The 26,937-nt window shown below is 68.0% G+C and carries 24 protein-coding genes and 3 rRNA genes; 20 read left to right on the top strand and 7 right to left on the bottom strand.

Annotated elements, in window-relative coordinates; genetic code table 11:
* Nucleotide 1 precedes the first annotated feature (1 nt).
* Complete coding sequence (argH, locus tag SALPAC3_RS0104810) at nucleotides 2-1,465, top strand: argininosuccinate lyase (RefSeq protein WP_018220136.1); 1,464 nt, start codon at nucleotides 2-4, stop codon at nucleotides 1,463-1,465.
* A 71-nt stretch (nucleotides 1,466-1,536) separates the two neighbouring features.
* Here argH and SALPAC3_RS0104805 read toward each other — a convergent pair whose 3' ends face one another.
* Nucleotides 1,537-4,065, bottom strand: a complete 2,529-nt coding sequence (locus tag SALPAC3_RS0104805; RefSeq protein ID WP_018220135.1) for an AMP-binding protein — start codon at nucleotides 4,063-4,065, stop codon at nucleotides 1,537-1,539.
* A 77-nt stretch (nucleotides 4,066-4,142) separates the two neighbouring features.
* Between SALPAC3_RS0104805 and SALPAC3_RS0104800 the strand changes: the two genes are divergently transcribed.
* Nucleotides 4,143-4,772: a DNA-3-methyladenine glycosylase gene (locus SALPAC3_RS0104800; RefSeq protein WP_018220134.1), complete on the top strand. Its 630-nt coding sequence runs from the start codon at nucleotides 4,143-4,145 to the stop codon at nucleotides 4,770-4,772.
* Between the two features lie 49 nt (nucleotides 4,773-4,821).
* Here the strand turns inward: SALPAC3_RS0104800 and SALPAC3_RS0104795 are convergent, their stop codons facing one another.
* Both SALPAC3_RS0104795 and SALPAC3_RS0104790 read right to left on the bottom strand, forming a co-directional pair.
* Entirely contained in the window at nucleotides 4,822-5,016 is a 195-nt protein-coding gene (locus tag SALPAC3_RS0104795) for a DUF397 domain-containing protein (protein ID WP_018220133.1), read from the bottom strand.
* Nucleotides 5,004-5,750, bottom strand: coding sequence for a Scr1 family TA system antitoxin-like transcriptional regulator (locus SALPAC3_RS0104790; RefSeq protein ID WP_018220132.1), 747 nt, complete (start codon nucleotides 5,748-5,750; stop codon nucleotides 5,004-5,006). Before SALPAC3_RS0104790 ends, SALPAC3_RS0104795 begins: the two co-directional genes overlap by 13 nt.
* 206 nt (nucleotides 5,751-5,956) lie before the next feature.
* Here SALPAC3_RS0104790 and SALPAC3_RS28600 point away from each other — a divergent pair, with 206 nt between their 5' ends.
* Genes SALPAC3_RS28600 through SALPAC3_RS25360 form a run of 3 tightly spaced genes read left to right on the top strand, consistent with a single transcriptional unit; the run spans nucleotide 5,957 to nucleotide 6,644 of the window.
* The gene (locus tag SALPAC3_RS28600; protein ID WP_080635120.1) at nucleotides 5,957-6,181 is read left to right on the top strand and encodes a hypothetical protein; all 225 of its coding nucleotides are present in this window, start codon (nucleotides 5,957-5,959) and stop codon (nucleotides 6,179-6,181) included.
* Complete coding sequence (locus tag SALPAC3_RS0104785) at nucleotides 6,181-6,378, top strand: hypothetical protein (protein WP_018220131.1); 198 nt, start codon at nucleotides 6,181-6,183, stop codon at nucleotides 6,376-6,378. The genes SALPAC3_RS28600 and SALPAC3_RS0104785 overlap by 1 nt, the downstream gene beginning before the upstream one ends.
* Nucleotides 6,375-6,644, top strand: coding sequence for a hypothetical protein (locus tag SALPAC3_RS25360; protein WP_033668705.1), 270 nt, complete (start codon nucleotides 6,375-6,377; stop codon nucleotides 6,642-6,644). The genes SALPAC3_RS0104785 and SALPAC3_RS25360 overlap by 4 nt, the downstream gene beginning before the upstream one ends.
* Before the next feature lie 25 nt (nucleotides 6,645-6,669).
* Here the strand turns inward: SALPAC3_RS25360 and SALPAC3_RS0104775 are convergent, their stop codons facing one another.
* Together SALPAC3_RS0104775 and SALPAC3_RS0104770 are read right to left on the bottom strand one after the other, a co-directional pair.
* Nucleotides 6,670-7,509: a universal stress protein gene (locus SALPAC3_RS0104775; RefSeq protein WP_018220129.1), complete on the bottom strand. Its 840-nt coding sequence runs from the start codon at nucleotides 7,507-7,509 to the stop codon at nucleotides 6,670-6,672.
* A gap of 140 nt (nucleotides 7,510-7,649) precedes the next feature.
* Nucleotides 7,650-8,534: a universal stress protein gene (locus SALPAC3_RS0104770; protein ID WP_018220128.1), complete on the bottom strand. Its 885-nt coding sequence runs from the start codon at nucleotides 8,532-8,534 to the stop codon at nucleotides 7,650-7,652.
* Between the two features lie 135 nt (nucleotides 8,535-8,669).
* Here SALPAC3_RS0104770 and SALPAC3_RS0104765 point away from each other — a divergent pair, with 135 nt between their 5' ends.
* Nucleotides 8,670-9,173 carry a GNAT family N-acetyltransferase gene (locus SALPAC3_RS0104765; protein WP_018220127.1) on the top strand — a complete coding sequence of 168 codons (504 nt, stop codon included), beginning with the start codon at nucleotides 8,670-8,672 and terminating at the stop codon, nucleotides 9,171-9,173.
* An 18-nt stretch (nucleotides 9,174-9,191) separates the two neighbouring features.
* Nucleotides 9,192-9,815 (top strand): hypothetical protein, encoded by a 624-nt coding sequence (locus tag SALPAC3_RS0104760; protein ID WP_018220126.1) that lies wholly within the window; start codon nucleotides 9,192-9,194, stop codon nucleotides 9,813-9,815.
* A gap of 20 nt (nucleotides 9,816-9,835) precedes the next feature.
* On the opposite strand, the gene SALPAC3_RS0104755 is transcribed toward SALPAC3_RS0104760, so the two are convergent.
* Nucleotides 9,836-10,246, bottom strand: coding sequence for a PaaI family thioesterase (locus SALPAC3_RS0104755; protein WP_026185235.1), 411 nt, complete (start codon nucleotides 10,244-10,246; stop codon nucleotides 9,836-9,838).
* Between the two features lie 75 nt (nucleotides 10,247-10,321).
* On the opposite strand from SALPAC3_RS0104755, the gene tyrS reads away from it, so the two are divergent.
* From tyrS to SALPAC3_RS0104720, 7 genes are all read left to right on the top strand, one after another.
* Entirely contained in the window at nucleotides 10,322-11,608 is a 1,287-nt protein-coding gene (gene tyrS, locus SALPAC3_RS0104750) for a tyrosine--tRNA ligase (protein ID WP_018220124.1), read from the top strand.
* 628 nt (nucleotides 11,609-12,236) lie between these two features.
* Nucleotides 12,237-13,752 (top strand): 16S ribosomal RNA (locus SALPAC3_RS0104745).
* A 416-nt stretch (nucleotides 13,753-14,168) separates the two neighbouring features.
* Nucleotides 14,169-17,275, top strand: a 23S ribosomal RNA gene (locus tag SALPAC3_RS0104740).
* An 84-nt stretch (nucleotides 17,276-17,359) separates the two neighbouring features.
* A 5S ribosomal RNA gene (gene rrf / locus SALPAC3_RS0104735) occupies nucleotides 17,360-17,476 on the top strand.
* The 16S, 23S and 5S rRNA genes sit together here, the layout of an rRNA operon.
* Before the next feature lie 187 nt (nucleotides 17,477-17,663).
* Nucleotides 17,664-18,593 (top strand): hypothetical protein, encoded by a 930-nt coding sequence (locus SALPAC3_RS26390; RefSeq protein WP_080635246.1) that lies wholly within the window; start codon nucleotides 17,664-17,666, stop codon nucleotides 18,591-18,593.
* A gap of 92 nt (nucleotides 18,594-18,685) precedes the next feature.
* Entirely contained in the window at nucleotides 18,686-19,531 is an 846-nt protein-coding gene (locus SALPAC3_RS0104725) for a Replicase polyprotein 1ab (protein ID WP_018220122.1), read from the top strand.
* Entirely contained in the window at nucleotides 19,528-20,550 is a 1,023-nt protein-coding gene (locus SALPAC3_RS0104720; protein WP_018220121.1) for an HAD-IIA family hydrolase, read from the top strand. Before SALPAC3_RS0104725 ends, SALPAC3_RS0104720 begins: the two co-directional genes overlap by 4 nt.
* A 38-nt stretch (nucleotides 20,551-20,588) precedes the next feature.
* Here SALPAC3_RS0104720 and SALPAC3_RS0104715 read toward each other — a convergent pair whose 3' ends face one another.
* Nucleotides 20,589-20,936, bottom strand: coding sequence for an SCP2 sterol-binding domain-containing protein (locus SALPAC3_RS0104715; protein WP_018220120.1), 348 nt, complete (start codon nucleotides 20,934-20,936; stop codon nucleotides 20,589-20,591).
* 110 nt (nucleotides 20,937-21,046) lie between these two features.
* On the opposite strand from SALPAC3_RS0104715, the gene SALPAC3_RS0104710 reads away from it, so the two are divergent.
* From SALPAC3_RS0104710 to steA, 6 genes are all read left to right on the top strand, one after another.
* The gene (locus SALPAC3_RS0104710) at nucleotides 21,047-21,673 is read left to right on the top strand and encodes a phasin family protein (RefSeq protein WP_018220119.1); all 627 of its coding nucleotides are present in this window, start codon (nucleotides 21,047-21,049) and stop codon (nucleotides 21,671-21,673) included.
* 40 nt (nucleotides 21,674-21,713) lie between these two features.
* Complete coding sequence (locus tag SALPAC3_RS0104705) at nucleotides 21,714-21,971, top strand: hypothetical protein (protein ID WP_033772800.1); 258 nt, start codon at nucleotides 21,714-21,716, stop codon at nucleotides 21,969-21,971.
* Nucleotides 21,972-21,988: 17 nt separating this feature from the next.
* Entirely contained in the window at nucleotides 21,989-22,834 is an 846-nt protein-coding gene (locus SALPAC3_RS0104700) for a TlyA family RNA methyltransferase (protein WP_018220117.1), read from the top strand.
* Between the two features lie 52 nt (nucleotides 22,835-22,886).
* Nucleotides 22,887-23,783, top strand: a complete 897-nt coding sequence (locus SALPAC3_RS0104695; RefSeq protein ID WP_018220116.1) for an NAD kinase — start codon at nucleotides 22,887-22,889, stop codon at nucleotides 23,781-23,783.
* Nucleotides 23,784-23,853: 70 nt separating this feature from the next.
* Nucleotides 23,854-25,611 carry a DNA repair protein RecN gene (gene recN / locus SALPAC3_RS0104690; protein WP_018220115.1) on the top strand — a complete coding sequence of 586 codons (1,758 nt, stop codon included), beginning with the start codon at nucleotides 23,854-23,856 and terminating at the stop codon, nucleotides 25,609-25,611.
* Between the two features lie 119 nt (nucleotides 25,612-25,730).
* Nucleotides 25,731-26,909: a putative cytokinetic ring protein SteA gene (gene steA / locus SALPAC3_RS0104685; RefSeq protein ID WP_026185232.1), complete on the top strand. Its 1,179-nt coding sequence runs from the start codon at nucleotides 25,731-25,733 to the stop codon at nucleotides 26,907-26,909.
* Nucleotides 26,910-26,937 lie beyond the last annotated feature (28 nt).

Below are 26,937 nucleotides of genomic sequence, written 5' to 3'. Positions count from 1 at the left end.
AATGGGCGGGGTGGACGACGAGAGCCTGACCGAGAACAGCGCAGCCACCAACCGGACCAGTCTGTGGGGAGCCCGCTTCGCCGGCGGCCCGGCCGAGGCACTCGCCCGGCTGTCGGTGAGCGTGCAGTTCGACTGGCGGCTCGCCCCCTACGACCTCGCGGGGTCCCGGGCACACGCCCGGGTCCTGGCCGGCGCCGGTCTGCTGGACGCCGACGAGCTGGGGCAGATCCTGGCGGCCCTGGACGACCTGGAGGCCGCCTGCGCCGCCGGCACGTTCCGGCCCACCGTGGAAGACGAGGACGTGCACACGGCCCTGGAGCGGGGGCTGCTGGAGCGGCTCGGCCGGCTCGGCGGCAAGCTGCGCGCCGGCCGTTCCCGCAACGACCAGGTCGCCACGGACCTGCGGCTCTACCTGCGTGACCACGCCCGGGGCGTGGCCGCTCGCTTGGTCGAGCTGGCTGAGGCGTTGGTCGAGCAGGCCGGGCGGCACGTGGACACCGCGACGCCGGGCATGACCCACCTGCAGCCCGCCCAGCCGGTCACCTTCGGGCACTGGCTACTCGCCCATGTGCAGCCGCTGCTGCGCGACCTACAGCGGCTGCGCGACTGGGACCACCGCACCGCGATCAGTCCGCTCGGCGCCGGTGCGCTCGCCGGCTCCGGCCTGCCGCTGGACCCGGTGGCGGTCGCCCGGGAGCTGGGCTTCCGCACGTCCTTCGCCAACTCGATGGACGCCGTCGCCGACCGGGACTTCGTCGCCGAGTTCCTCTTCACCACCGCGCTGATCGGCGTGCACCTGTCCCGCCTCGGGGAGGAGGTGGTGCTGTGGACGTCGCCGGAGTTCGGTTGGGTGGAGCTGGATGACGCCTTCGCCACCGGATCGTCGATCATGCCGCAGAAGAAGAACGCGGACATTGCCGAGTTGGCCCGAGGCAAGTCCGGCCGGCTCGTCGGGGGCCTGGTGGGTGTGCTCACCATGCTCAAGGGCCTGCCGATGACCTACGACCGGGACATGCAGGAGGACAAGGAGCCCGCCTTCGACGCGGTGGACACGCTGGAGCTGCTCCTGCCGGCCCTCGCGGGGATGGTCTCCACGATGACGGTACGGGCCGACCGGCTGGTCGCCGCCGCGCCGGAGGGCTTCTCGCTCGCCACCGAGGTGGCCGACTGGCTGGTCCGCCGCGGGGTACCGTTCCGCGAGGCGCACGAGATCACCGGCCGGCTGGTGGCGCTCTGCGTGGCCCGGGACTGCGCGCTCGACGAGGTCTCCGACGACGACCTCGCCGCGGTCAGCGAGCACCTTGACCCGTCGGTGCGGGACGTGCTGTCGGTCCGGAGCGCGCTCGCCGCCCGCACCACCCCGGGCTCCACCGGCCCGGGTCCGGTCGCCGAGCAGCTCGCCGCCGCCGCCGACCAGCTCGCCGGCTGGCGGGAGTGGGCCGCCGAGCAGGTCGTTCCCCGCTGACCGGTTCACCTGACCAGTTCATCGACGGGCGGGGCGTCCGCGAAGCGGACCGCCCCGCCCGTCGAGCAGCGTCAGCGCAGCCGGGCCGGACGGCGGGCGGTAGCCCAACGCCAGACGCGGCCGACCAGCGCGGCATACGCGATGCCGAGCGCGAGCGACGCGGTGAGGGCGACCAACGGCAGCTCCCGCAGGTGCGGGTAGACCTGCCAGTGGGTCACGTAGATGTAGAGCGAGCTACCGGCGAGCACCCCGGCCACCTTGTTCAGCACGCCCAGGCTGGGCACGGTCGGCAGCCAGGTCAGTAACGCGAAGCCGGCTACGATCAGGGCCTCGCGGGCCGGCTCCCCGAAGAAGCCCGGCACGGTGGCCACCGCGACGAGCGTGACCAACAGCCGCTGCCGTACCCCGTCGGCTCGGGCCGTCGCCCAGCCGAGCGTGAACAGCCAGCCGGCCACGAGCGCCGCCGGCAGGTCGTGGGCCGCGTCGAGGCCGAAGACGTCGTACCGGCCGAGCAGCGCGACCGCGGTCAGCCCCAGCGGAAGCGCGAACGGGTACCGCCGCTCCCAGCGGTCGACCCGGCGCAGGCCGAGGAGCGCGGCCAGCGCCACCAGGAGGTAGACCACCGCCTCGATAAACCAGAAGTGCCAGCCGTGTGTGGCGTCATCGGGCCGCAGAATGCTGTTGACCAGCAGTAGGGTGCTCAGTCGGTACTGGTCGTCGACCAGCATCACCGCACCGATCCACGCCATCGTGGGCAGCACGATGCGCAGCAGGCTGACGCCGATCTGCCGCAGTCGCTCTCCTCGCCCGGCGGTGGTGAGCTGGAACCGGGCGAAGTTGAAGCCGGCCACCGCGAGCAGGAGGTGTGCCCCACCGGTGATGGTGAACATCGGGATGTGGGAGCCGACGATCAGCACGATCGCCGCCGCCCGCAGCGCCACACTGGTCTCCAGCGAACGCCGCCGGCGTGGCCGGGGAGCGTGTCCGGGAGCTGCGGTGGATCGGCGCAGGTCCGCGATCGGCAGGGTGTGCCAGTTCGCCGGCAGGTCACCCAGTTCCCGCTCCAACCGCACCGACATCTCGACGTATGACAGGGAGTCCCCGCCGAGGTCGACGAAGCTGCGATCCGGCGTGACGTCGGTGCGGTCGAGCACCTCCGCATACAGCGTGCAGAGGTCGCCGGCCGGCGCCGCCAGTGGTGGCGAGCTCTCGGCGGCGAGCCCACGCAGCGTCGCCAGGTCGGGTTTGCCGGAGGCGAGCCGGGGCAACTCGGCCAGGGGGAGCACCCGCACGGCCCGAGGCGGCAGCCCCACCTCCCCGGCGACCAGGCGGCGCACCCGGCGTGGGTCTTCGGCGCCGGCGGTCGCCACGATCAGTTCGTCGTCACCGCCGACGCAGCTGGCGGTGACATCGTGCGCGGACAGCAGCGCCTCGATCTGCTGCGGGTCAACCCGTAGCCCGAGAATCTTGGCGAACTGGCTGCGACGGCCGACGATCTCCCACACTCCGGCTGCGGTACGCCGAGCCAGGTCGCCGGTGTGCAGCTCGTCGACGGTGCGACCCAGCGCCAGATCGGCGGGAGAGTGGGCGTAGCCGAGCATGACGTTCGGGCCGGCGTAGACCAGCTCGCCGACCTCCGGGTCCGGATGGTCGGCGACCGGGGCGAGCCGGAAGTCGCCGCCGGGCACCGGCACCCCGATCGCCGCCGGGTGGTCCAGGGCGAGGTCCGGCGGGAGGTACGCCATCCGCGCGGTCGCCTCGGTCTGCCCGTACATGACGAAGAAGTCCCAGCCCGCGCCCCGACCCAGCTCGGCGTAGTGACGTACCCGCTCCGGTGCGAGTCGACCACCGGCCTGGGTGACGTAACGCAGGTGTGGCAGGTCCATGGCGGCGAAGCCGACCCGGTCCAGCAGGTCGAAGGTGTACGGCACTCCGGCGAGGGTGGTGGCCCGGGCCTCCCGGAACAGCTCCCAGAAGCAGGTGTCGGCGACCGACAGGTCGGTCAACACCAGCGCGGCGCCTCGGGCCAGGTGGCTGTTGACCACCGACAGGCCGTAGCAGTAATGCAGTGGCAGGCTGGTGGCCGCCCGATCGGTGTCGCGGATACCCAGGTACTCGCCGATCGCCTCCGCGTTGGCCTGCAGGTTGGTGTGGGAGAGCCGGACCAGCTTCGGGGAGCCGGTCGACCCGGAGGTGGAGAGCAGCAGGGCCAGGTCGGGGTGCAGATCGTGCCGGGAGTTGGCGCGGCGGTGCTCGATCCGCCAGCCCTCTTCGGCGCCGCCGACCAGCACGTCCGGGTCGTACGCCTCGATCAGGCCGGCGAGCGCCGAGGCCCGGTCCTCGGGCACCAACAGGACGGGGTGCCCGGCGTGCATCGCGGCCAGGTACGCCACCAGCGAGTCGACCGTGTTCGCGCCGACGACCAGCACGAGCCGTCGCCCCACGCCGAGTTGCTCGGCGGTTCGCGCGACCCGGGCGGCGAGGTCGGTGTACGAGATCTCCCCGTCCCGGGTAACGATCGCGGTGCGCTCGCCATGCGTTGCCAGGTCGCGGACGAACGGCACCTGCACGGCCGGGAACAGGGCGGATGCGGAAGTCACGAGCAACGACTCTAAGGTAAGGCTGACCTAATCCATAACTCTGGCGACCCGCATCACCCCGGGATAGGGTCGCAGCCGTGGATGATCTCGCGCGACTAGCCGTCCTGCTCGGCGGACCGGTCGTACCGGCGGCGCGCGGCCTGCTCGGCGCCCGCCTTTCCGCAGGCGGGGTCACCCTCCGCATCACCGAGGTCGAGGCGTACGCGGGCACCGCCCAGGACCCGGCCTCGCACGCCCACCGGGGGCGTACTCCGCGCAACGCGGCGATGTTCGGCCCATCCGGGCACGTCTACGTCTACTTCACGTATGGGATGCACTGGGCCTTGAACGTGGTGACCGGGCCGGAGGGGGAGGCCGCGGCGGTGCTGGTGCGGGCGGGGGAAGTGGTCGCCGGCCACGCCCCGGCCCGGTCCCGCCGTCAGACGGCGCAATCCGACCGCGACCTCGCCCGGGGCCCGGCCCGGCTCTGCGTCGCACTGGACGTCGACCGGTCGGCGTACGGGCAGTACCTGCTCGGCGACGGCCCGATCCGGCTGCGTCCACCCCGCGAACCAGTGCCGGAAGCGGCGGTAGCGGCCGGACCGAGGGTCGGCGTCACCGGGGCGCACGACGTGCCGTGGCGGTTCTGGATCGCCGACAACCCGACCGTCAGCACCTACCGCCGCCACGTACCCCGACGCCGGCCCGCTCGCCCCGGCGCCCGATAGCGCGAAGGCCCGCCTCGCGGGGGAGTCGGGCCTTCGCGCTGAAGGTGGGTCAGTGCTGCTCGGGGAGCTGCGCGACGAACGCCCGCCACGCTGCCGGCCCGAACACCAACGCCGGTCCGGTCGGGTCCTTGCTGTCCCGGACGCCGACGATGCCGGAAAGGTTGTCGGCGACCTCGACACAGGCCCCGCCATTGGAGCTGCTACGGGTGCTCTTGCGCCACTGGGCGCTGCTCAGGTCAGCCATGATCGCGCTTTCAGGAAGTCGATGGTTTGGCTACGCGGAAGCGCAACCGACCTCAGGGTATCCCAGACCGCCCACAGCATCGCAACGTCTTTGGTGATGCGGCCCGCGGCCTGGTCGTCCACGTAGCCGACATCATCACCGTCCGGTGAGGTGGCGATGACAAACGGTCCGGCTTGCCCTGGGTGTAGGCCGGCGTCAAGCGGTAGTACGTGCACCATGACGTTGGGTTGTTGAGCCATCATGATGAGGTGATCAAGCTGAGGCTCCATGATGTCTCGTGTGCCACGGCGGAGTGCGGCCTCGTCGATCACGAAGACGGACAGCGGCCGTCGGGGACGATCGAACACGGCTGCCTGCCGCTGTAGTCGGGTGCCGATGTGATTCTCCACATCGTTGACCAGGGGGCCGCTGCTGAGGACAGCGCGGCCGTACTCCTCGGTTTGTAGCAGCCCAGGCAGTACCGCCGACTCAAACCACCGTAGTCCTACGGCGTCTCGTTCGACTTCGGTCCACGGGCGGAACCAGGCGGGCTCCTTGCGTCTCTGGGCGTCCGGCCAGAGATCGAATACGTCCCGCTTGAGGATCTCGGCTACCTGGGCACGGTGTCGCGTCTGTGGTATCCGTCCCTGGGTCACCCACCGGGCAACGGTCTTCGGGTCAACGCCAACCTGAGCAGCGATGCTGTCGGCGGTTTCGCCCGCCTCGGCCATTGCAATCTGTACGACACGGTTCATTCCAGACCCCATTGTGTTCGTCCCAGATGTTCTGAGCACATACTGCTACGCGGTGTTGCTGCGCCACAACCCTCCGGCATGGTGCTTTGTAGATGGCGTAGGCCGGTGGAGGTGTTTGAGCCCGCCGGAGGCGCTGTCGGACCGTCCCCCGTGCCAGGGATGTGGGGGACGGTCCATCAACATCCGCTCACGTCCAGGAGTCCGCAATGCCCGCCAACGCCGAACGGCTACCACTCGGGAAGACCGGAATCGCGCACACCTACTCGATCAACCACGATGGGCATCGAGCCGCGGTGCCAGGAAGGGATCAAGAGCGCCTGCTGAGAGTGGGAACTGGCGGTCGTGCCATTGGTCGTGCGCGGGTGTACTACACGTCGTACCCGGGCGTCGATGTTCTTGCGGCGGTGCTCACCGGGCTGAGGAGGCTGTGATGGCCGACGACAACCCGCCCGTCGACCGGCGCGCCCACCCCGACCCGTACGGCACGCCGCCGTTGCCCGACGGCGACCGGGTGCGGCCGTGCAGGCCGAGCCCGCCCCCGCCACCCGCCACCACCCGGCACCAACTGGTCGCGGCGCTCATCCTGCTGATCATCGTGGCGGCCATCGTGCTCCGGGTGCTGCGATGACGACCAGGCCGAGACTCCCACACCCGAATCCGGGCGACCCGGCTGCCGACCGGCCGCACCTACCCATGCGTCCCCTGTGGGGTTGCGACACCTGCCGGGCCGAGTGGCCGTGCCCGTCGGCCCGGGCCGCCCTCCTGATCGAATACCGCGACAACACGGTCGCGCTGCGCGTGTACCTGAGCGCACTGATGGCCGAGGCGGATGCACAACTTTCGCAGGTCAACAGAGCATCCGACCTCTATCGCCGCTTCATGTCGTGGGCCTGAAGGGCCAACCAGGGGCGAAACTTGGTCAGCGCCCTCGGCCGTACGCATGGGCCACGAGCACCGGGCAGTGGGCGTGCTGCACCAGGGACTGGCTGACCGAGCCGAGCACCATCCCGGTGAATCCGCCCCGCCCGCGGGTCCCCACGACGATCAGGGCAGCGTCCCGGCTGGCGTCGATCAGTGCCTGGTCCGGCTTCTCCGCCCGTAGCTGGCGGGCGGTCACGGCCAGCCCCGGATGGCTGCCGCGCACCGACGCCACGGCAGTGTCCAGCACCTCCGTGGCGTCGGTCGCACCCGGGGTGTGCACGTGCACCAGCACCAGCTCGGTCTGCTGCCGGGTGGCCTCGTCGGCGGACTGCCCGACCGCCACCTCCGCCGACTCCGACCCGTCCACCGCGACCAGCACCGGTCCGCCCGCCTCAATTGGCCTATCGGTGGGCCGGACCACCAGTACCGGGCTGTGCGCGTGCGCCGCGACCTGCGAACCCACCGCGCCGAGTAGCAGCCCGGCGAAGCCGCCGTGCCCCCGGCTACCCACCACGACCAGCTCCGCCCGGCGGGACTCCTCAATCAGCGTGGCTCCCGGCCCGCCGGCGACCTGCCGCGCGTGGATGGTCAGCCCGGGCCAGCGGTCGGCCAGTTCGGTCGCGGCCCGGTCCAGCATCGACTGCGCTTCGTCGTTCGGGGCCGGAACTCCGAACTCGTACGGGTTGATGGGAACCCCGTACCCGGACGGGTGCAGGTAGCCGTGCACCAGGTGCAGCGGTCGCGACCGCCGCACCGCGGCGCGGGCGGCGTGCTCCGCCGCCACCAGGCTCGACGGTGAGCCATCCACCCCTACCACCACGGCTCGGTTCATCAGCACCCCTTTCAGAGTCGATCGGCACAATTGTCCCCCGGGCCGGCGTGGCTGACCCGGTTACCGGCAACGACGTCAGCGGGAACCACGGCGGCGACCAGGGCGCAGTCCACACCCGTGCGGAGCCGCTCACCGCGCCGGTGCGGCTATCCGGCGGGGTGCCGGACGATGGCCAGTGGGCTGTGCCCGTGGTGCAGGACGGCGTGGCTGACCGAGCCGAGCAGCAGCCCGCCGAGGGCGCCGCGCCCGTGTGCGCCGACGACCACCAGCTGCGCGCTCTTCGACGCCTCCACCAGCACCCGGGCCGGCGAGCCACGGACGACCCGGTGCCGCACCTGCACCTGCGGATACCGTTCGGCGAAGCCGGCGAGCGACTCGGCGAGGGTCCGCTCCTCCTCGCCCTCGACGGCGTCCAGGTCGTAGACCAGGGGCAGGATGTCCCCCGGTCCGACCGGGGTGGGGAAGAGCCAGGCGTGCAGGGCGAGCAGCGGTGCGTCCCGGCGGGCCGCTTCCTCGAAGGCGAAGGCGACCGCCGCGGTGGACAGCGGCGAACCGTCCACACCCACCACGACCGGACCGTCCGCGCGCGGTTCACCTCGGACGACCAGCACCGGGCTCTTCGCGCGGGCGGAGACCTGCACGGTGACCGAGCCGAGTAGCAGCCCGGCGAAGCCGCCCAGACCCCGGTGGCCGAGCACCGTCAGCACCGCTTCCTGCGCCTCCTCGACCAGCACCGGGGTCGGCGCGCCGTCCACCACGACACCGGTGATTCGCAGGTCGGGGGAGATCTTGCGGGCCTGTTCCACCGCTTCCCGCACGTACTCTTCGGCCTGGTTGCGCAGCCCGGCGGTGACCGGGGCGCCGGGAACCGGGGTCAACGGGGCCCCGGTCAACGGCCAGATGAAGGCGTGCACCACCCGGAGCGGGCGCTGCCGGTACTCCGCCTCGCGTACCGCTACCCGGACGGCGTCCAACGCGGCGGCGGAACCGTCCACACCCACCACGACCGGGGCTCCGGCGCTTCTCGTCATGATGTCTGCCCTCCTTCGGCTCGCTTCACCTTCAGCCTGCCGGTCTGGCAACCGCCCAATCAGGGGCGGTCGGCCCAAGCCCGGGGCCATTGGTCCCCTCGCCCCGGCAGCCTCGAACGGAGCTACCATCGCGCGATGCCCACCGATCTGCGCCTGCGTCCCGTACTCGATAGTGATCTTCCGCTTTTCTTCACCCACCAGCAGGATGCCGAGGCCAACTGGATGGCGGCGTTCGGCCCGGCCGACCCCGCCGACCGCACCGCGTTCGACGCGCACTGGGCGCGGATCCGCGCCGACCCGACGGTGGTGCCGCGGACGGTGGTTGTCGGTGATGAGGTGGTAGGCCACGTGGTCGCCTTCCCCGCCGACGGACGCACCGAGGTCAGCTACTGGATCGACCCGGGTCGCTGGGGCCAGGGGTATGCGACCGGTGCGCTCGTCGTCCTCCTGGCTGAGCTGCCCCGCCGGCCCGTGCACGCCCGGGTGGCCAAGGACAACCGCGCCTCCCTCGCCGTGCTACGCAAGTGCGGCTTCGTCGTCACCGGCGAGGACCAGGGGTATGCCCCAGGGCGGGGCGTCGAGGTCCAGGAGTGGATCCTGGAGCTCGCCGACCCCGCCCCCGCACCCGCGCGGAGCTGAGGTACTACCCTCGCCGAGGTGAACTGGCTGGAACTGATCGGCTGGGCCGGCTCCGCGGTGCTGGTCTGGTCGCTACTGCAGACCGCTATTCTCCGGCTGCGTGCCCTGAACCTGGTCGGGTGCGTCGTGTTGATCGGCTACAACGCGGCGATCCCGGTATGGCCGATGGTTGGCCTGAACGTCGTGCTGGCCGTCATCAATGTGTGGTACCTGCGCGGCATGCTGACGACCCGCCACGACGCCGCGACCTACCAGGTGGTCGAGGTGGGCGTTGACGACCAGTTCCTAGCCCACACGCTGCGGGTACACGCCGCCGACATCGCCCGGTTCAACCCCGGTTTCACCTGGCACCGAGGCGGAGAGCGGTTCGCGTTCCTGGTCGTCAGGGCCGATGAGGTGGTCGGGGTGGTGCTGGCACACGCGGAGCCGGGCGGGGTGGCCCAGGTCGACCTCGACTATGTCACCCAGCGCTTCCGGGACTTCACCCCAGGCGAGTTCGTATACCGGCGTAGCCGCCTCTTCACCGACAAGGGGTTCCGGCAGGTCGTCACCCCGCCCGGCATGGTCGCCCCCTACTATCACCGGCTCGGCTTCCACCGGCAGGGCGACGCGTACGTGCTGGACCTCCCCGCCGCCGCCTAGCGCGCGGCCACCGGCTGCGGTTATCCGGTCGTGGACAGGTTCTGGAGTCGGACCTGGCCGCGTGCCACCAGCCGGTCATCGCTGTCGGTGATCTCCACCTGCCACAGCTGCTGACTGCGGCCGCGGTGGACCGGGGTACCCACGGCGGTCAACTCACCCGACCGGACCGCGCGCAGAAAATCGGTCTGGTTCGACACGCCGACGACCTGCCCCCGGTCGCCCAGCCAGGTGGCCCCGCCGACACTCGCCGCCGTCTCGACCACCGAGCAGTAGACGCCGCCGTGCTGGATGCCGTACGGCTGGTGTAGCTCGGGGCGGACCTGCCAGCGGAGGACCACCCGGTCGGCGCTGACCTCCGCGTAGCGCAGCCCCAGCAGGCCCACGAAGCCGCCGGTCAGATCTGGCTCGTCCACGGCATAGCCCTTCGTCATTGCGGGGGCGGCCAGCATAGCGGGCCAGTAATCCCGATCGCCGGGCCGGCTGGCCATGGGGGAGAATCGGAGACTGTGACCGACACCAGCCCCCCGCCGGCAGAGCGGGACACACTCTTCGACGACCTGCGGTGGCGTGGCCTGATCCAGGACTCCACCGGCCTCGACGAGCTGCGCGCGCTGCTCGACGGCCCGGGCTCGGCCTTCTACGTAGGCTTTGACCCGACCGCGTCGAGCCTGCACGTCGGTCACCTCATGCAGGTCATCACCGCCCGGCGGCTCCAACTCGCCGGCCACCGGCCGCTGCTGCTGGTAGGTGGGGCGACCGGGCAGATCGGTGACCCGAAGGAGAGCGCCGAGCGGGTTCTCAACCCGCCCGAGGTGGTGGCCGGATGGGTGGCCCGGATTCGGGACCAGCTGGCCCCCTTCGTGTCGTACCAGGGTGTGAACGCGGCGCAGCTGGTCAACAACCTGGACTGGACCGGCGAGATGTCGGTGGTGGAGTTCCTACGGGATGTCGGCAAACACTTCCCGGTGAACCGGATGCTGGCGCGCGAGGTGGTGCGGGCCCGGCTGGAGAGCGGGGTCAGCTTCACCGAGTTCAGCTACCAGCTGCTCCAGGCCAACGACTTCTTCGAACTGCACCGACGCCACGGGTGTCAGCTGCAGTTCGGCGGCTCCGACCAGTGGGGCAACATCACCGCCGGCGTCGACTTCATCCGTCGCCGGGGCGCGGGTCCGGTGGAGGCGTTCACCACGCCGTTGGTCACCAAGTCAGACGGTACGAAGTTCGGCAAGACCGAGGGTGAGGCGATCTGGCTCGACTCGGAGCTGACCAGTCCGTACGCGTTCTACCAGTTCTGGGTCAATGCGGACGATCGCGACGTCGCCCACTACCTGCGCTACTTCAGCTTCCGGTCCCGGGCCGAGCTGGAGGCCCTGGAGAAGGAGGCAGCGGAGCGACCGGCCGCACGCGTCGCCCAGCGGGCGCTCGCCGAGGAGCTGACCACCCTGGTACACGGCGAGCGGGAGATGGCCCAGGTGGTCGCCGCGAGTCAGGCGTTGTTTGGGCGGGGGTCGCTGGCGGAACTCGCACCCGCGACGCTGCGTGCTGCCCTGACCGAGGCGGGCCTGGTCCACCTCGACGAGCTACCCGACGTGGTCGGGCTACTCAGGGAGTCTGGTCTGGTGCCGAGCAACAAGGAGGCCCGTCGCGTGATCGCTGAGGGGGGTGCCTACCTGAACAACAACCGGGTGTCCTCGACGGACGCGGTCGTCACCCCGGCGGACCTGTTACACGGCCGCTACCTGGTCCTGCGTCGGGGGAAGCGTTCCTTTGCCGGTGTTGAGCTGCGAAAATAGCTGGATCCTGATGATGTGACCGGGGACGCGTCCGGCGGATTTGACGGCAACTCCCTCGGACGCGTAACTTTCTCTCTGCCAGCGCGGAACGGACGAAACGGGGCGGTCGCCCCGAGCGGCCGGAGCGCAGGAAGCGACCTCTCGGACTGACCGAGCCCCACGGCCCGGATTGTTCGCTTGGGCGGTGCCCCAGACTCGCCGAAAGGCGGATTTGGTGAGGCGAAACCGACCGGGTAAGGTTGGCCGCCGGCAGGAGCCGGGCGCGCTAGCGGGAAACTGCAAGCGGCCGGTCTGCCGAAATCACGACGAAGGCGACGGACAGTCGGTGACGTTGTGGTGCCCAAAAGTGGATGAAGTCGACAGATCGCAGCAAAGCGGTTTGACACGGCAGAAACCACCGGGTAAAGTAGTAAAAGTGCCTGGCGCGAGAGTGGCGGGCTGGAGCGGTTGCCTCTTGAGGGGCCCTGGTTTGGGGTTCTGATGGTGTGTGGTTGTTCTTTGAGAACTCAACAGGGTGTTTGGAAAGCCAGTGCCGTTTTGGTCTGGGTTGGCCTGCTGTTTGGTGGGTTGGCTTGGGCTTGAATTTGGCAGCAGATTGTTTTTTGTTGCTGGGGTTTTCTTCAAGTTTTTGTTGGAGAGTTTGATCCTGGCTCAGGACGAACGCTGGCGGCGTGCTTAACACATGCAAGTCGAGCGGAAAGGCCCTTCGGGGTACTCGAGCGGCGAACGGGTGAGTAACACGTGAGTAACCTGCCCTAGGCTTTGGGATAACCCCGGGAAACCGGGGCTAATACCGGATATGACTGGCTGCCGCATGGTGGTTGGTGGAAAGATTTTTCGGCTTGGGATGGACTCGCGGCCTATCAGCTTGTTGGTGGGGTAATGGCCTACCAAGGCGGCGACGGGTAGCCGGCCTGAGAGGGCGACCGGCCACACTGGGACTGAGACACGGCCCAGACTCCTACGGGAGGCAGCAGTGGGGAATCTTGCACAATGGGCGGAAGCCTGATGCAGCGACGCCGCGTGAGGGATGACGGCCTTCGGGTTGTAAACCTCTTTCAGCAGGGACGAAGCGTTTGTGACGGTACCTGCAGAAGAAGCGCCGGCCAACTACGTGCCAGCAGCCGCGGTAAGACGTAGGGCGCGAGCGTTGTCCGGATTTATTGGGCGTAAAGAGCTCGTAGGCGGCTTGTCGCGTCGACTGTGAAAACCCGTGGCTCAACTGCGGGCTTGCAGTCGATACGGGCAGGCTAGAGTTCGGTAGGGGAGACTGGAATTCCTGGTGTAGCGGTGAAATGCGCAGATATCAGGAGGAACACCGGTGGCGAAGGCGGGTCTCTGGGCCGATACTGACGCTGAGGAGCGAAAGCGTGGGGAGCGAACAGGATTAGATACCCTGGTAGTCCACGCTGTAAACGTTGGGCGCTAGGTGTGGGGGGCCTCTCCGGTTCTCTGTGCCGCAGCTAACGCATTAAGCGCCCCGCCTGGGGAGTACGGCCGCAAGGCTAAAACTCAAAGGAATTGACGGGGGCCCGCACAAGCGGCGGAGCATGCGGATTAATTCGATGCAACGCGAAGAACCTTACCTGGGTTTGACATCGCCGGAAATCCTTCAGAGATGGGGGGTCCTTCGGGGCCGGTGACAGGTGGTGCATGGCTGTCGTCAGCTCGTGTCGTGAGATGTTGGGTTAAGTCCCGCAACGAGCGCAACCCTTGTTCGATGTTGCCAGCGCGTTATGGCGGGGACTCATCGAAGACTGCCGGGGTCAACTCGGAGGAAGGTGGGGATGACGTCAAGTCATCATGCCCCTTATGTCCAGGGCTTCACGCATGCTACAATGGCCGGTACAATGGGCTGCGATACCGTGAGGTGGAGCGAATCCCAAAAAGCCGGTCTCAGTTCGGATCGGGGTCTGCAACTCGACCCCGTGAAGTCGGAGTCGCTAGTAATCGCAGATCAGCAACGCTGCGGTGAATACGTTCCCGGGCCTTGTACACACCGCCCGTCACGTCACGAAAGTCGGCAACACCCGAAGCCGGTGGCCTAACCCTTGTGGGGGGAGCCGTCGAAGGTGGGGCTGGCGATTGGGACGAAGTCGTAACAAGGTAGCCGTACCGGAAGGTGCGGCTGGATCACCTCCTTTCTAAGGAGCGCCATCCGTCGAAGGGCGGTATGGAGCCTCGGTTGCCTGTGTTGGGTGATGGGGTGCTCATTGGTCGGAGACACTGGCTAGTTGGTTTTGGCAGCGGTTTGATGCTCTTGTACACGCTCTCTTCGGGGGGTGGTTGGAAGGGGTTGATGATGCGGCTGGGGCTGGCGTTGGACACCCTGTTGGGTCCTGAAGGAATGACCGTGTGGTTGTTTCTTGGGCCGTGTGGTCTGTGATGTCGCCGGTTGGTGGTGTTGCGGGTTGGCGGTTTGCCTGGCGTGGCTTGCTTCGTATACCGGATGCTGGCTTTTGCCTCCTGTGAGGGGGTGGGGTTGGTGTTGCTGGTGCGGGGTGGTGGTTGCGGGTTGGTTGTTTGTTGAGAATTACACAGTGGACGCGAGCATCTTTGTGGTCAAGTTGTCAAGGGCGAACGGTGGATGCCTTGGCACCAGGAGCCGATGAAGGACGTGGGAGGCCGCGATAGGCCTGGGGGAGCTGTCAACCGAGCTGTGATCCCAGGGTGTCCGAATGGGGGAACCCGGCATCAGTCATGTGATGTCACCTGCACCTGAACTCATAGGGTGTGTGGAGGGAACGCGGGGAAGTGAAACATCTCAGTACCCGTAGGAAGAGAAAACAATTGTGATTCCGTGAGTAGTGGCGAGCGAAAGCGGATTGAGGCTAAACCGGCTGCGTGTGATACCTGTCAGGGGTTGCGTGGTTGGGGTTGTGGGACCCTGCGGCACGGGCTGACACTCGTGTGGGGAGTTATAAAGCTGGTGGTTAGTTGAACAGTCTGGAATGGCTGACCGTAGACGGTGAAAGTCCGGTAGGTGAAAGCTGCCAGTCTCCTGTGGGTGTTCCCGAGTAGCGGCGGACTCCTGTAATCTGCCGTGAATCTGCCAGGACCATCTGGTAAGCCTAAATACTTCCTGGTGACCGATAGCGGATAGTACCGTGAGGGAATGGTGAAAAGTACCCCGGGAGGGGAGTGAAATAGTACCTGAAACCGTTCGCCTACAATCCGTCGGAGCCTTTAGGGGTGACGGCGTGCCTTTTGAAGAATGAGCCTGCGAGTTAGTGGCATGTGGCGAGGTTAACCCGGGTGGGGGAGCCGTAGCGAAAGCGAGTCTGAATAGGGCGTCAGAGTCGCGTGTCCTAGACCCGAAGCGGAGTGATCTAGCCATGGGCAGGCTGAAGCGTGGGTAAGACTGCGTGGAGGGCCGAACCCACCAACGTTGAAAAGTTGGGGGATGACCTGTGGTTAGGGGTGAAAGGCCAATCAAACTCCGTGATAGCTGGTTCTCCCCGAAATGCATTTAGGTGCAGCGTCGTGTGTTTCTTGCCGGAGGTAGAGCACTGGATGGTCTAGGGGGCCTACAAGCTTACCGAAATCAGCCAAACTCCGAATGCCGGTAAGTGAGAGCGCGGCAGTGAGACTGCGGGGGATAAGCTTCGTAGTCGAGAGGGAAACAGCCCAGATCACCAGCTAAGGCCCCTAAGCGTGTGCTAAGTGGAAAAGGATGTGGGGTCGCATAGACAACCAGGAGGTTGGCTTAGAAGCAGCCATCCTTGAAAGAGTGCGTAATAGCTCACTGGTCAAGTGGTTCCGCGCCGACAATGTAGCGGGGCTCAAGCACACCGCCGAAGCTGTGGCATTCACGCGTGTACTTCGCATGGCCTTTGGGTTGTGTGTAGGTGTGTGGATGGGTAGGGGAGCGTCGTGCCGGGGGTGAAGCAGCCGAGTGATCGAGTTGTGGACGCGGTGCGAGTGAGAATGCAGGCATGAGTAGCGAATGAAGGGTGAGAAACCCTTCCGCCGGATGACCAAGGGTTCCAGGGCCAGGTTAATCCGCCCTGGGTGAGTCGGGGCCTAAGGCGAGGCCGAGAGGCGTAGTCGATGGATAACGGGTTGATATTCCCGTACCCGCGAAGGAGCGTCCCTGATGAACTTCGTTGTGCTAACCATCCGATCTTGGTGTGGTCTTTGGACTGTGCTGGGGGAGCGTGGGAACCTGGCGGGTAGTAGTCAAGCGATGGGGTGACGCAGGAAGGTAGCTGAGCCCGGCCGGTGGTTGTGCCGGGGTAAGCGTGTAGGCTGTGTCGTAGGTAAATCCGCGGCGCGTGTGGCTGAGACGTGATGCCGAGCCGATTCAGGTGAAGTCAGTGATCCTATGCTGTCGAGAAAAGCCTCTAGCGAGTTCCGAGCGGCCCGTACCCTAAACCGACACAGGTGGTCAGGTAGAGAATACCAAGGCGATCGGGTGAACTGTGGTTAAGGAACTCGGCAAATTGCCCCCGTAACTTTGGGAGAAGGGGGGCCGGAGACGTGAAGGCACGTGCTGCTGGAGCGTTGTATGGCCGCAGAGAGCAGGGGGAAGCGACTGTTTACTAAAAACACAGGTCCATGCGAAGAAGTAATTCGATGTATATGGACTGACGCCTGCCCGGTGCTGGAACGTTAAGGGGACCTGTTAGTCTTTCGGGGCGAAGCGGAGAACTTAAGCGCCAGTAAACGGCGGTGGTAACTATAACCATCCTAAGGTAGCGAAATTCCTTGTCGGGTAAGTTCCGACCTGCACGAATGGCGTAACGACTTCCCCACTGTCTCAACCACAGGCCCGGCGAAATTGCATTACGAGTAAAGATGCTCGTTACGCGCGGCAGGACGGAAAGACCCCGGGACCTTTACTATAGCTTGACATTGGTATCTGAATTAGCTTGTGTAGGATAGGTGGGAGCCGGTGAAGTGTGCACGCCAGTGCATGTGGAGGCAATCTTGAAATACCACTCTGGTTGGTTTGGGTATCTAACTTCGGACCGTTATCCGGTTCAGGGACAGTGTCTGGTGGGTAGTTTAACTGGGGCGGTTGCCTCCTAAAGGGTAACGGAGGCGCCCAAAGGTTCCCTCAGCCTGGTTGGCAATCAGGTGTTGAGTGTAAGTGCACAAGGGAGCTTGACTGTGAGACTGACGGGTCGAGCAGGGACGAAAGTCGGGACTAGTGATCCGGCACTGGCGAATGGAAGCGGTGTCGCTCAACGGATAAAAGGTACCCCGGGGATAACAGGCTGATCTTCCCCAAGAGTCCATATCGACGGGATGGTTTGGCACCTCGATGTCGGCTCGTCGCATCCTGGGGCTGTAGCAGGTCCCAAGGGTTGGGCTGTTCGCCCATTAAAGCGGTACGCGAGCTGGGTTTAGAACGTCGTGAGACAGTTCGGTCCCTATCCGCCGTGCGCGTAGGATACTTGAGAAGGGCTGTCCCTAGTACGAGAGGACCGGGACGGACGAACCTCTGGTGTGCCAGTTGTCCCGCCAGGGGCACGGCTGGTTGGCTACGTTCGGAAGGGATAACCGCTGAAAGCATCTAAGCGGGAAGCCTGCTTCAAGATGAGGTATCCCATCCACCTTTGGTGGGGTAAGGCCCCCAGCTAGACGACTGGGTTGATAGGCCGGAAATGTAAGCTCGGTAACGGGTTCAGTTGACCGGTACTAATAGGCCGAGGACTTGACTACTAAGTTGCTACGCGTCCACTGTGTATCTCTTGGCAAGCAAACATTGCCTGTGGTGTTGGGTGTGTTTGATATGTCGATAAGTGTTACGGCGGTCATGGCGGAGGGGAAACGCCCGGTTACATTCCGAACCCGGAAGCTAAGCCCTCCAGCGCCGATGGTACTGCACTCGGGAGGGTGTGGGAGAGTAGGACACCGCCGGGCAAAACTTTTGTTGAGGGCCGACCCTACCCGGGTCGGCCCTCACTGCGTGCCGCCACCACCGGCCTAATCAGGAAGGATGAACCTGTGAACTCAGGACCGCACGGCGGCGACCGCACCCGTCGACACGAAGACCGACCAGCTGGTCGTGACGGCGCGTCACGTCGTGACGGCCGTCCCTCCTACCGGGATGACCGAACCGCTGAAGGTAGCGGTGAACGTGGCGGCTACCGCGGTGGTGACCGTCGTGAGGGCAGCTACCGCGATGGTGAGCGCCGCGGTGGTGACCGCCGTGAGGGCGGTTACCGCGGTGGTGACCGTGATGGCTTCCGCGGTGGTGACCGTCGTGAGGGCGGTTACCGGGGTGGTGACCGTGATGGCTTCCGTGGTGGTGAGCGTCGCGAGGGTGGCTTCCGCGGTGGTGACCGTCGTGAGGGTGGTTACCGCGGTGGTGACCGTGATGGTGAGCGCCGCGGTGGTGAGCGTCGTGAGGGCGGCTTCCGCGGTGGTGACCGTGATGGCTTCCGTGGCGGTGACCGTCGTGAGGGCGGTTACCGGGGTGGTGACCGTGATGGCTTCCGTGGCGGTGAGCGCCGTGAGGGCGGCTTCCGTGGCGGTGAGCGTCGTGAGGGCGGTTACCGGGGTGGTGACCGTGATGGTGAGCGCCGCGGCGGTGAGCGTCGCGAGGGCGGCTTCCGTGGCGGTGAGCGTCGTGAGGGCGGTTACCGGGGTGGTGACCGTGATGGCTTCCGCGGTGGTGAGCGTCGTGAGGGCGGTTACCGGGGTGGTGACCGTGATGGTGAGCGCCGCGGCGGTGACCGTCGCGACGGCGGTTACCGCGGCGGTGACCGTGATGGCTTCCGTGGCGGTGACCGCCGTGAGGGCGGTTACCGCGGCGGTGACCGTGATGGCTTCCGCGGTGGTGAGCGTCGTGAGGGCGGTTACCGGGGTGGTGACCGTGATGGCTTCCGCGGTGGTGACCGTCGTGAGGGCGGTTACCGTGATGGTGAGCGCCGTGGTGGTGACCGTGATGGCTTCCGCGGCGGTGAGCGTCGTGAGGGTGACTACCGGGGCCGCGACCGCCGTGCGGAGCGTGGGCCTGAGCCTGACGCCCCGGTAGGACCTGAGCTCCCTGAGGAGATCGTCGCCACGGACCTGGACAAAGACGTCCGTGCCGAACTGCTCGCCCTAGCAAAGCCGACCGCCGAGAAGGTGGCCCGACACCTGGTTGCGGTCGGTCAGCTGATCGACGAGGACCCAGCTGAGGCACTGGCGCATGCCCTTGCAGCCCGGCGGCTCGCCGCCCGTATCGCTGCTGTCCGTGAGGCGGTTGGCCTGGCCGCGTACCACGCCGGTGAATGGCAGACGGCGGTCGCCGAACTGCGGACGTACCACCGGATGACCGGCCTGCAGAGTCACCTTGCGGTGCTCGCTGATTGTGAGCGGGCGCTCGGCCGCCCGGAGCGGGCGGTCGACCTGTACCGGGGGGCAGACCGGAAGGAGTTGGACCGCGCGGTCGCTGGGGAACTGCTGATCGTTGCTGCTGGCGCACGGGGCGACCTGGGCCAGAAGGACGCGGCGGTGGCGATGCTCCAGGTGCCGGAACTGACCGGGGAGGCGGCGGAGCCGTGGACGGTGCGGCTGCGGTACGCCTACGCGGATGCGCTGCTCGCGGTTGGCCGGCGTGAGGAGGCCCGAGAGTGGTTCTCCCGTGCTGCGGAGGTCGACACTGACGGAGCGACCGACGCGGCTGAGCGCCTGTTGGAGCTCGACGGGGTGATGATCGAAGGCGACGAGGAGGACGACGTCGAGGACGTCGCCGCTGGCCCGGGTGCCCTCGGCGCGGAGTCGGAACAGCCAGATGCTGAATCCGTTGACGGGGACGCGCCCGATGCTGAGTCCACCGGGGCCCGTGACGGTGCTGACGACGCCTCGGAAGAGGGTGCTGACGACACCCCGGAGTCCGGTACAGGTGACCCGAGCGGTCTCAGTACGCAACGGCCCGGTGGCGACTCGGAAAGCCCGGTTGACGGAGATGAGGCGGGTACCGGGAAGTGACGCGGACCGGCGGAAGGCGGCTGGTTGACGGGTACGCCCTGGTCATCTTCGACCTGGACGGGGTGATCTACCTGGTCGACCAGCCGATCCCCGGGGCGATCGAGGCGGTGCGTAAGCTGCATGCCGAAGACCGAGCGGTCGCGTACGCCACGAACAACGCCTCTCGCCGGTCCAGTGAGGTGGCCGACCTGCTTACCGGTATGGGCATCGCCGCCCGCCCGGAGGAGGTGCTGACCTCCGCGGCGGCCACCGCTCAGTTGCTCCGAGAACGGCATCCGGCGGGGACGCGGATCCTGGTTGTGGGGGCGGAGGCGTTGCGTGCCGAGATCCGCGCTGCCGGGCTTACCCCGGTCGCGCGGGCCGAGGATGATCCGGCCGCGGTGGTTCAGGGGTACGGCCCGCAGGTCGGCTGGGCTGACCTGGCTGAGGCAACGGCGGCGATTCGGGGCGGGGCGACCTGGGTTGCTACCAACACCGACCGCACGCTGCCCAGCAAGCGGGGCCCACTACCTGGCAACGGTGCCTTGGTCGCCGCGGTGCGGATCGCGCTCGGTCGAGACCCAGACCTGGTCGTGGGTAAGCCAGCGCCGGAGCTTTTCGTCGCCGCCTCCCGGCGGGCCGGCGGGGGGCGTGCCCTGGTCGTCGGCGACCGCCTGGACACCGACATCGAGGGCGCGGTCCGAGCGGGGCTGGACAGCTTGTTTGTGCTGACTGGGGTTAGCGACGTGGCCGAGTTGCTGGCGACCGGACCAGAGCATCGACCGACCTTTGTGTCAGCGGACCTGGCGGGGCTTTTCGAGCCGGCCGCGGTGGTGCGGGTGCCGGGTCCGGCGGAGACCGATGGGTGGTCCGCGGTGGTTCGTGACGGCCAGCTGGAGCTGTCTGGTGCGGGACGCCCGCTGGATGCGCTACCGGCGCTCTGCGCGGCGGCGTGGTCCACCGGGCGGTCATCCCCGGTGCGGGCGGCCTCCTCGGCGGCTGAGCGGGTGCTGGCGACGTTCGACCTCTCGTCCGGCTGAACAGCTCCAGTACCGAGGCGCGGTGAAGTGGGCCGGTTTCAGCTCGTTCCAAGCAGTTTGCGAAGTTTTATCAGGTCGAACGGGCTGGCCTTGACCGATACCCGTCTGGATGCCACCGCGCGGGTGATGTCCAGCTCCCCGCGGACCAGGGCGAGGAGGTCCTCGCTGGTGGTGCTCAGGGCGATCTTGGCCTTCGGGTCGTCACCGTCGGCGAGGTCGATCAGCTGGCCGTCGGTGAGGCGGCCGTGGAATGCGGTGTCCAGGTCGGTTATGCGGCAGGCCAGCGTCCGGTCCAAGCCGACGTGCTCGCGCACCGTCTCGGCGTTGCCGTTCAGCCGTGCGGTGAGGTCCCGCAACGCCTGCCGGCACTCGTCAACGCTAGCCACATCGCCTCCACGACTCGCCACACCCATTCTCCGGCACCGTACCGCACGGGTGGCCTGGCCACGCCGGTAGCGTGAGGACCGCACATCCCCTCTCGCGGAAGGACTCAGGCATGCAGGACGCGTGGCGTTCCTACCTTGCGTTGGCCATGGGCCTGACGGAGGCGCCTCGGCAGAAGGCCCAGGAGACGGCGCGGCGGCTGGTCGGCGCTGGCGGCGCTACCGCGGTCCAGCTTCAGGCGTTTGCCGAGGAACTGGTCTCCACCAGCGCGGCCAACCGGGAAGCGCTGGCCAAGCTGGTCCGGTTCGAGTTCGAACGGGGGCTCGGCGCTGTCGGCCTCGCCACCGCCGACGAGGTGACCGAGCTGACCCGGCGGGTGCGCGAGCTGGAGCGGCAGCTCCGGGAGGCATCAACCGGATCGGCGACGACGCTCCCCGCCAGCGACACCGTGGCGGACGTGAACGCAGATCACCCGACGGACCTGGATGCAGCTCATCCGATCGCGTCGGGTGGTGCTGCGGAACCGGCGGTGTCGCCGCTGACTGCTCCGGCTGGCGCGGCAGCGGACCCTTCGTCCGGACGCACCATGACCGCCGCCAGCCCGGCGAAGAAGACAGTCGCGAAGAAAGCGGTCGTGAAGAAAACGGGCGCGAAGCAGACAGTCGCCAAGCAGACGGTCGCGAAGCGGGCAGTGGCGCAGAAGGCGCCGGGTAAGCAGCAGCCGGGCGGCCCGGAGTGAGCGCCGTCCACCGCTGGTCGCGCTCCGCTGCAGGGCGGCCGTGACCGCCCTGCCCCGCCCCGGTCCGGCGCCGGGCGTTTCGCCAGGTGCGGGACCGGGGGCACCGCGACCAGCGCCCCCGGCCGAGCTCACCGCCGAGGAAGCCGAGAGCCAGGCGGTGGCGCCGAACCAGGCGGTTGACGCCGCCGTGCAGGCGATGGTCAACGCCGCCGGACTACCCCTGGCGGAGCAGATCGCGCAGTACGAGGCGGCATACGAAACGCTGCGGGAAACCCTCGCCAGCATTGACCAGTCCTAAGAGCCGGAGAAACAGGTATGGCACGTCGTACCCGGTTGGACGCCGAACTCGTCCGCCGCGGCCTGGCCCGCTCGCGTGAGCAGGCCGCCGCCCTGGTGGAGGCTGGCCGCGTTCAGCTACGCGGGGTCCCCGCCCGTAAGGTTGCCGCGCTGGTCAACCCCGCCGATCCGCTGCTGGTCACCGGAGCGGATCCGGTTTCGGAGTACGTCTCGCGGGGCGGGCACAAGTTGGCCGGCGCCCTGGCCTCCTTCGGCCCGGGTGGGATGACCGCCGCCGGGCGGCGCTGCCTCGACGCCGGTGCTTCCACGGGTGGGTTCACCGACGTGCTGCTGCGCGCCGGCGCGGCCGAGGTGGTGGCGGTTGATGTCGGGTACGGGCAACTTGCCTGGCCACTGCGCAACGACGAGCGGGTACGCGTCTTCGAGCGGACCAACGTGCGCACCCTCACGCCAACGGCCATCGATGGGCCGGTCGACCTCACCGTCGCCGACCTGTCGTTCATCTCCCTGCGGCTGGTGTTGCCGGCCCTAGCAGCCTGTACCCGACCGGACGGTGATCTGGCGTTGATGGTGAAACCGCAGTTCGAGGTGGGGCGCGATCGGGTCGGCGCCGGGGGCGTGGTGCGTGATCCAGCGTTGCGGGCCGAGGCGGTGCTGGAAGTGGCGGTTGCGGCGGCCCAGCTCGGGTGGGGTCTCGCCGATGTTTGTGCCAGTCCGTTGCCGGGGCCCAGCGGGAACGTCGAGTTCTTCGTATGGTTACGCCGGGACGCGCCTGCGGCTGATCCGGAGCGGGTGCGGGCGGTGGTGACGGCCGGGGCCACCGGCGGTCGGTCCGGCACGGCGACGGAGGAGGTAGCGGGGTGAGCGGTCGGGTGAGCCGGGTGGCGTGCGGGGCCGACAACGGGCCTCGGACGGTATGGCGGGCGTGGTGAGCCGGACCGCGCTGCTGGTGACGCACACCGGGCGGCGGCGCAGCACCGAACACGCACGGGCGGTGGCCGGGGATTTGATCGCGGCCGGCTTCGTTATTCGCGTTCTCGCCGAGGAGGCCGAGGATCTTGACCTTCCCGGGGCGGTTCCGGTGACTGGTCCGGAAGCCGCGGAGGGTGCTGAGATCGTCTTCGCGTTGGGTGGGGACGGTACGTTTCTGCGGGCCGCCGAGCTGGCCCGGCCGGCGAAGGTGCCACTACTCGGGATCAACCTCGGTAAGGTCGGCTTTCTCGCCGAGGCTGAGATCGACCACCTGGACTCGGTGGTCCGGGACGTGGTGCGTCGTAGCTACACGGTGGATGAACGGCTCACCCTGGACGTGACCGCCGAGTTCGAAGGTGGACCGACGATCGAGTCCTGGGCGTTGAACGAGATCAGTGTCGAGAAGGGGGAGCGGGCCCAGATGCTCGAGCTCCTCGTTGACGTGGACGGGCGGCCGCTGTCCCGCTATGGCTGCGACGGAGTCGTCTGCGCCACGCCCACCGGCTCCACGGCCTACGCGTTCTCCGGCGGTGGCCCGGTCGTGTGGCCCGAGGTGGAGGCGCTGTTGTTGGTGCCGATCAGCGCGCACGCGCTCTTCAGCCGGCCGTTGGTCACCGCGCCCACGTCCACCCTCGTCATCACCGTAGACCCCTTTACCAGCCTCGCGGTGCTCTGCTGTGACGGACGGCGGGTGTACGACCTTCCGCCGGGCGCACGGGTGACGGTGCGGCGCGGGGCCCTGCCGGTGCGGATCGTGCAGCTGACGGCCCGGCCGTTCACCGACCGGCTGGTGGCCAAGTTCGATCTGCCGGTGCAGGGCTGGCGGGGCAGCCGACACTGAGCTGGCCACGGCCGGTGCCCGCGGCTGTCGACTGGTCAAGCGTCGGGCACCGCGTCTACTGTCGGGTGCTGTGCTGGAAGAGCTACGCATCACCGGACTGGGTGTCATCGAGGACACGACGCTGCCGTTGACCGGCGGAATGAACGTGATCACTGGTGAGACCGGTGCGGGTAAGACCATGGTGGTGACCGGTCTCGGTCTGCTCTTTGGCGGGCGTGCCGACGCCGGGCGGGTGCGGGCCGAGCCGGGCCGCGCGGTGGTCGAGGGTCGACTGCGGCTGGCCGGAAGGGTGGCCGAGACGGTATCTGCTCGGATCATTGACGCGGGCGGTGACCCGGATGAGGACGGTTCGGTGTTGCTCAGCCGCACTGTCACCACAGAGGGCCGTTCTCGTGCCCATCTCGGCGGCCGGAGCATGCCGGTGTCGATGCTCGCCGAGGTGGGTGAACAGGCGCTCGCGGTGCACGGTCAGTCCGACCAACTGCGGTTGTTGCGCCCGGCCGAGCAGCGCGCCGCGCTCGATCGGTTCGCCGGTCCGGAGCACGAGAAGCTGCTCGACGCGCTGCGCGAGGTGTATACCCGGTGGCGGTCGGTGGTGGACGACCTGGCCAGCCGGCGTCGAAACGCGCGGGAGCGGAATCGGGAGGCCGACCTGCTGCGCCTCGGTCTCGACGAGATCACCCGGGTTGATCCGCAGCCGGGGGAGGACGACGAGCTCAAGGCGGAGGCGCAGCGGTTGGAGCACGCCGAGGGGCTGCGGACGGCGGCGCGGCTGGCCCAGCAGTGCGTGGCCGGGGGGATGGAGGCCGCCGAGGACACCCCGGATGTCACGACGCTCCTCGGCACCGCCCGCCGTACCTTGGACGGGCAGTCCGGCACCGACCCCGCGCTGGGGGAACTGGCGACGCGCTTGGAGGAGGCGGCGACCCTGATCGCGGATGTCTCCGCGGAGTTGTCGACGTACCTTGCGGGGCTCGACGCTGATCCGGCGCGGCTGCAGGCGGTCTACGAGCGGCGGGTCGCGTTGCGGGCGCTGACCCGCAAGTACGCCGACGACACCGACGGGGTGATCGCCTGGGCTGAGCGGGCGCGGGCCCAACTGTCCGATCTGGATTCCTCGGACGAGCTGCTCGACGAGTTGGACCGGGAGGTGTCCCGGCTGGCTGGCGAGGTGGCCGAGTTGGCGGGTCGGGTGTCGGTGGCGCGACAGGAGGCAGCGACCCGGTTTGCAGCGCAGGTCACCACAGAGCTGGCGGGGTTGGCCATGCCGCACTCTCGGGTCGAGGTGGGGGTGCTGCCCCGCCCGGTGGGGAAGTCCGAACCAGGCCTTTCGGTCAACGGTGCCGAGGTCGGGATCGGGCCAGACGGCGGCGATGAGGTGGAGCTGCGCCTGTTGGCCCATCCGGGCGCGCCAGCCCTGCCGCTGCAGCGGGGCGCCTCCGGTGGTGAGCTGTCCCGGGTGATGCTCGCCATCGAGGTGGTCTTCGCCGGTTCGGGCGGTCCGCCCACGCTGGTCTTCGACGAGGTTGACGCCGGGGTTGGTGGCCAGGCCGCGGTGGAGATCGGCCGTCGGCTGGCCCGGCTGGCTCGCAGCCACCAGGTGCTCGTCGTCACCCATCTGCCCCAGGTCGCTGCGTTCGCCGACCGGCATCTGGTGGTGGCGAAGGACACCGGCGGTGCGGTGACGACCAGCGGGGTGCGGGTGGTTGAGGACACGGAACGGGCGCGGGAACTCGCCCGTATGCTTGCTGGGTTGCCGGATTCGGATCTGGGAATCGCGCACGCTGAGGAGTTGCTGGCTGTTGCCGCGCGGGAGCGGCGGGCGTAACCGCGGGTCGGTAGCACCACCGGCACGCCGCTCCACGCCGTAGTGTGCTTGTCTGGACTGGCGGCCCGCGCAGGCATGTCGCGTGAAGGTCGCCCGCCTCACATGCCAGGATGGTCACGATGCGTCTACCCATGTTGCGCTGGACCCGACCCGCTGAGCCGGGCCGGGCCAGCGGTACTGCCCGCCTGGACCGTCGGACCAAGCGGCTGGTTGGCCGGCTTCGTCCCGGTGACGTCGCGGTGATCGATCACGTTGACCTGGACCGCGTCGCCGCCGATTCGCTGGTCGCGGTTGGCGTCGGTGCGGTCCTCAACGCCAAGCCGTCGGTTTCGGGCCGCTATCCCAATCTCGGCCCGGAAGTGCTGATCGAGGCCGGTATTCCGCTCCTGGACGACCTGGGCGAGGGCGTCTTTGAACGGATCCAGGAGGGCGACACCGTCCGCATCGATGGCAATACGGTCTATCTGGGCGAAGAGCCGGTGGCCCACGGTGATCTGCAGGATGCGGAGACCATCGGGAAGGCGATGGCCGATGCTCGGGAAGGGCTTTCGGTCCAGCTGGAGGCGTTCGCGGCGAACACCATGGTCTACCTGAAGCAGGAGCGGGATCTGCTGCTGTACGGGGTGGGCGTTCCGGACATCCGCACCGAAATTCAGGGCCGGCACTGCCTGATCGTGGTGCGCGGCTACGACTACAAGGCCGACCTGGATGTGCTGCGCCCGTATATCCGGGAGTTCAAGCCGGTGCTCATCGGCGTGGACGGCGGGGCGGACGCCCTGGTCGAGGCCGGCTATCCACCCGATTTGATCATTGGTGACATGGATTCGGTGACCGATGACGTGCTGCGGTGCGGCGCTGAGGTCGTGGTGCACGCCTACCCGGACGGGCGGGCGCCCGGGCTGGCCCGGGTCAATGGCCTCGGCGTCCCGGCGGTCACCTTTCCCGCCGCAGCCACCAGCGAGGACCTGGCGATGCTGCTCGCCGACGAGAAGGGCGCCTCACTCCTGGTGGCGGTCGGCACGCACGCCACGCTCGTCGAGTTCCTGGACAAGGGGCGGGGCGGGATGGCGTCGACCTTCCTCACCCGGCTCAAGGTTGGTGGCAAGCTGGTTGACGCCAAAGGCGTGAGTCGGCTCTACCGGCAGAGCATCTCCGGGTCCTCGCTGCTGCTGCTGGTGCTGTCCGCGATTGCCGCGATGGCCTCGGCCGTGGCGGTCTCCACCGTCGGTAAGGCGTACCTGGGTGTGGTCTCCGAGTGGTGGAACAATTTTGTGTTCCAGCTGGAACGGCTTTTCTGACGCCGGTCCACCCGACAAAGAGGCTGCA

Source organism: Salinispora pacifica DSM 45544 (genome assembly GCF_000378845.1).
Taxonomy (GTDB): Bacteria; Actinomycetota; Actinomycetes; order Mycobacteriales; family Micromonosporaceae; genus Micromonospora; species Micromonospora pacifica.
Note: the sequence above shows the minus strand (reverse complement) of the source record. Positions and strands in the feature narration are given on the sequence as shown.

Excerpts from the sequence above, each read along its gene's own strand:
- argH (WP_018220136.1), top strand. The coding sequence starts at position 2 with ATGGGCGGGGTGGACGACGAGAGCCTGACCGAGAACAGCGCAGCCACC.
- SALPAC3_RS0104795 (WP_018220133.1), bottom strand. The coding sequence starts at position 5,016 with ATGGCTGACCTGAGCAGCGCCCAGTGGCGCAAGAGCACCCGTAGCAGC.
- SALPAC3_RS0104790 (WP_018220132.1), bottom strand. The coding sequence starts at position 5,750 with ATGAACCGTGTCGTACAGATTGCAATGGCCGAGGCGGGCGAAACCGCC.
- SALPAC3_RS28600 (WP_080635120.1), top strand. The coding sequence starts at position 5,957 with ATGCCCGCCAACGCCGAACGGCTACCACTCGGGAAGACCGGAATCGCG.
- SALPAC3_RS0104785 (WP_018220131.1), top strand. The coding sequence starts at position 6,181 with ATGGCCGACGACAACCCGCCCGTCGACCGGCGCGCCCACCCCGACCCG.
- SALPAC3_RS25360 (WP_033668705.1), top strand. The coding sequence starts at position 6,375 with ATGACGACCAGGCCGAGACTCCCACACCCGAATCCGGGCGACCCGGCT.
- SALPAC3_RS0104770 (WP_018220128.1), bottom strand. The coding sequence starts at position 8,534 with ATGACGAGAAGCGCCGGAGCCCCGGTCGTGGTGGGTGTGGACGGTTCC.
- SALPAC3_RS0104765 (WP_018220127.1), top strand. The coding sequence starts at position 8,670 with ATGCCCACCGATCTGCGCCTGCGTCCCGTACTCGATAGTGATCTTCCG.
- SALPAC3_RS0104755 (WP_026185235.1), bottom strand. The coding sequence starts at position 10,246 with ATGACGAAGGGCTATGCCGTGGACGAGCCAGATCTGACCGGCGGCTTC.
- SALPAC3_RS26390 (WP_080635246.1), top strand. The coding sequence starts at position 17,664 with ATGACCGAACCGCTGAAGGTAGCGGTGAACGTGGCGGCTACCGCGGTG.
- SALPAC3_RS0104710 (WP_018220119.1), top strand. The coding sequence starts at position 21,047 with ATGCAGGACGCGTGGCGTTCCTACCTTGCGTTGGCCATGGGCCTGACG.
- SALPAC3_RS0104700 (WP_018220117.1), top strand. The coding sequence starts at position 21,989 with ATGGCACGTCGTACCCGGTTGGACGCCGAACTCGTCCGCCGCGGCCTG.
- SALPAC3_RS0104695 (WP_018220116.1), top strand. The coding sequence starts at position 22,887 with ATGGCGGGCGTGGTGAGCCGGACCGCGCTGCTGGTGACGCACACCGGG.
- steA (WP_026185232.1), top strand. The coding sequence starts at position 25,731 with ATGCGTCTACCCATGTTGCGCTGGACCCGACCCGCTGAGCCGGGCCGG.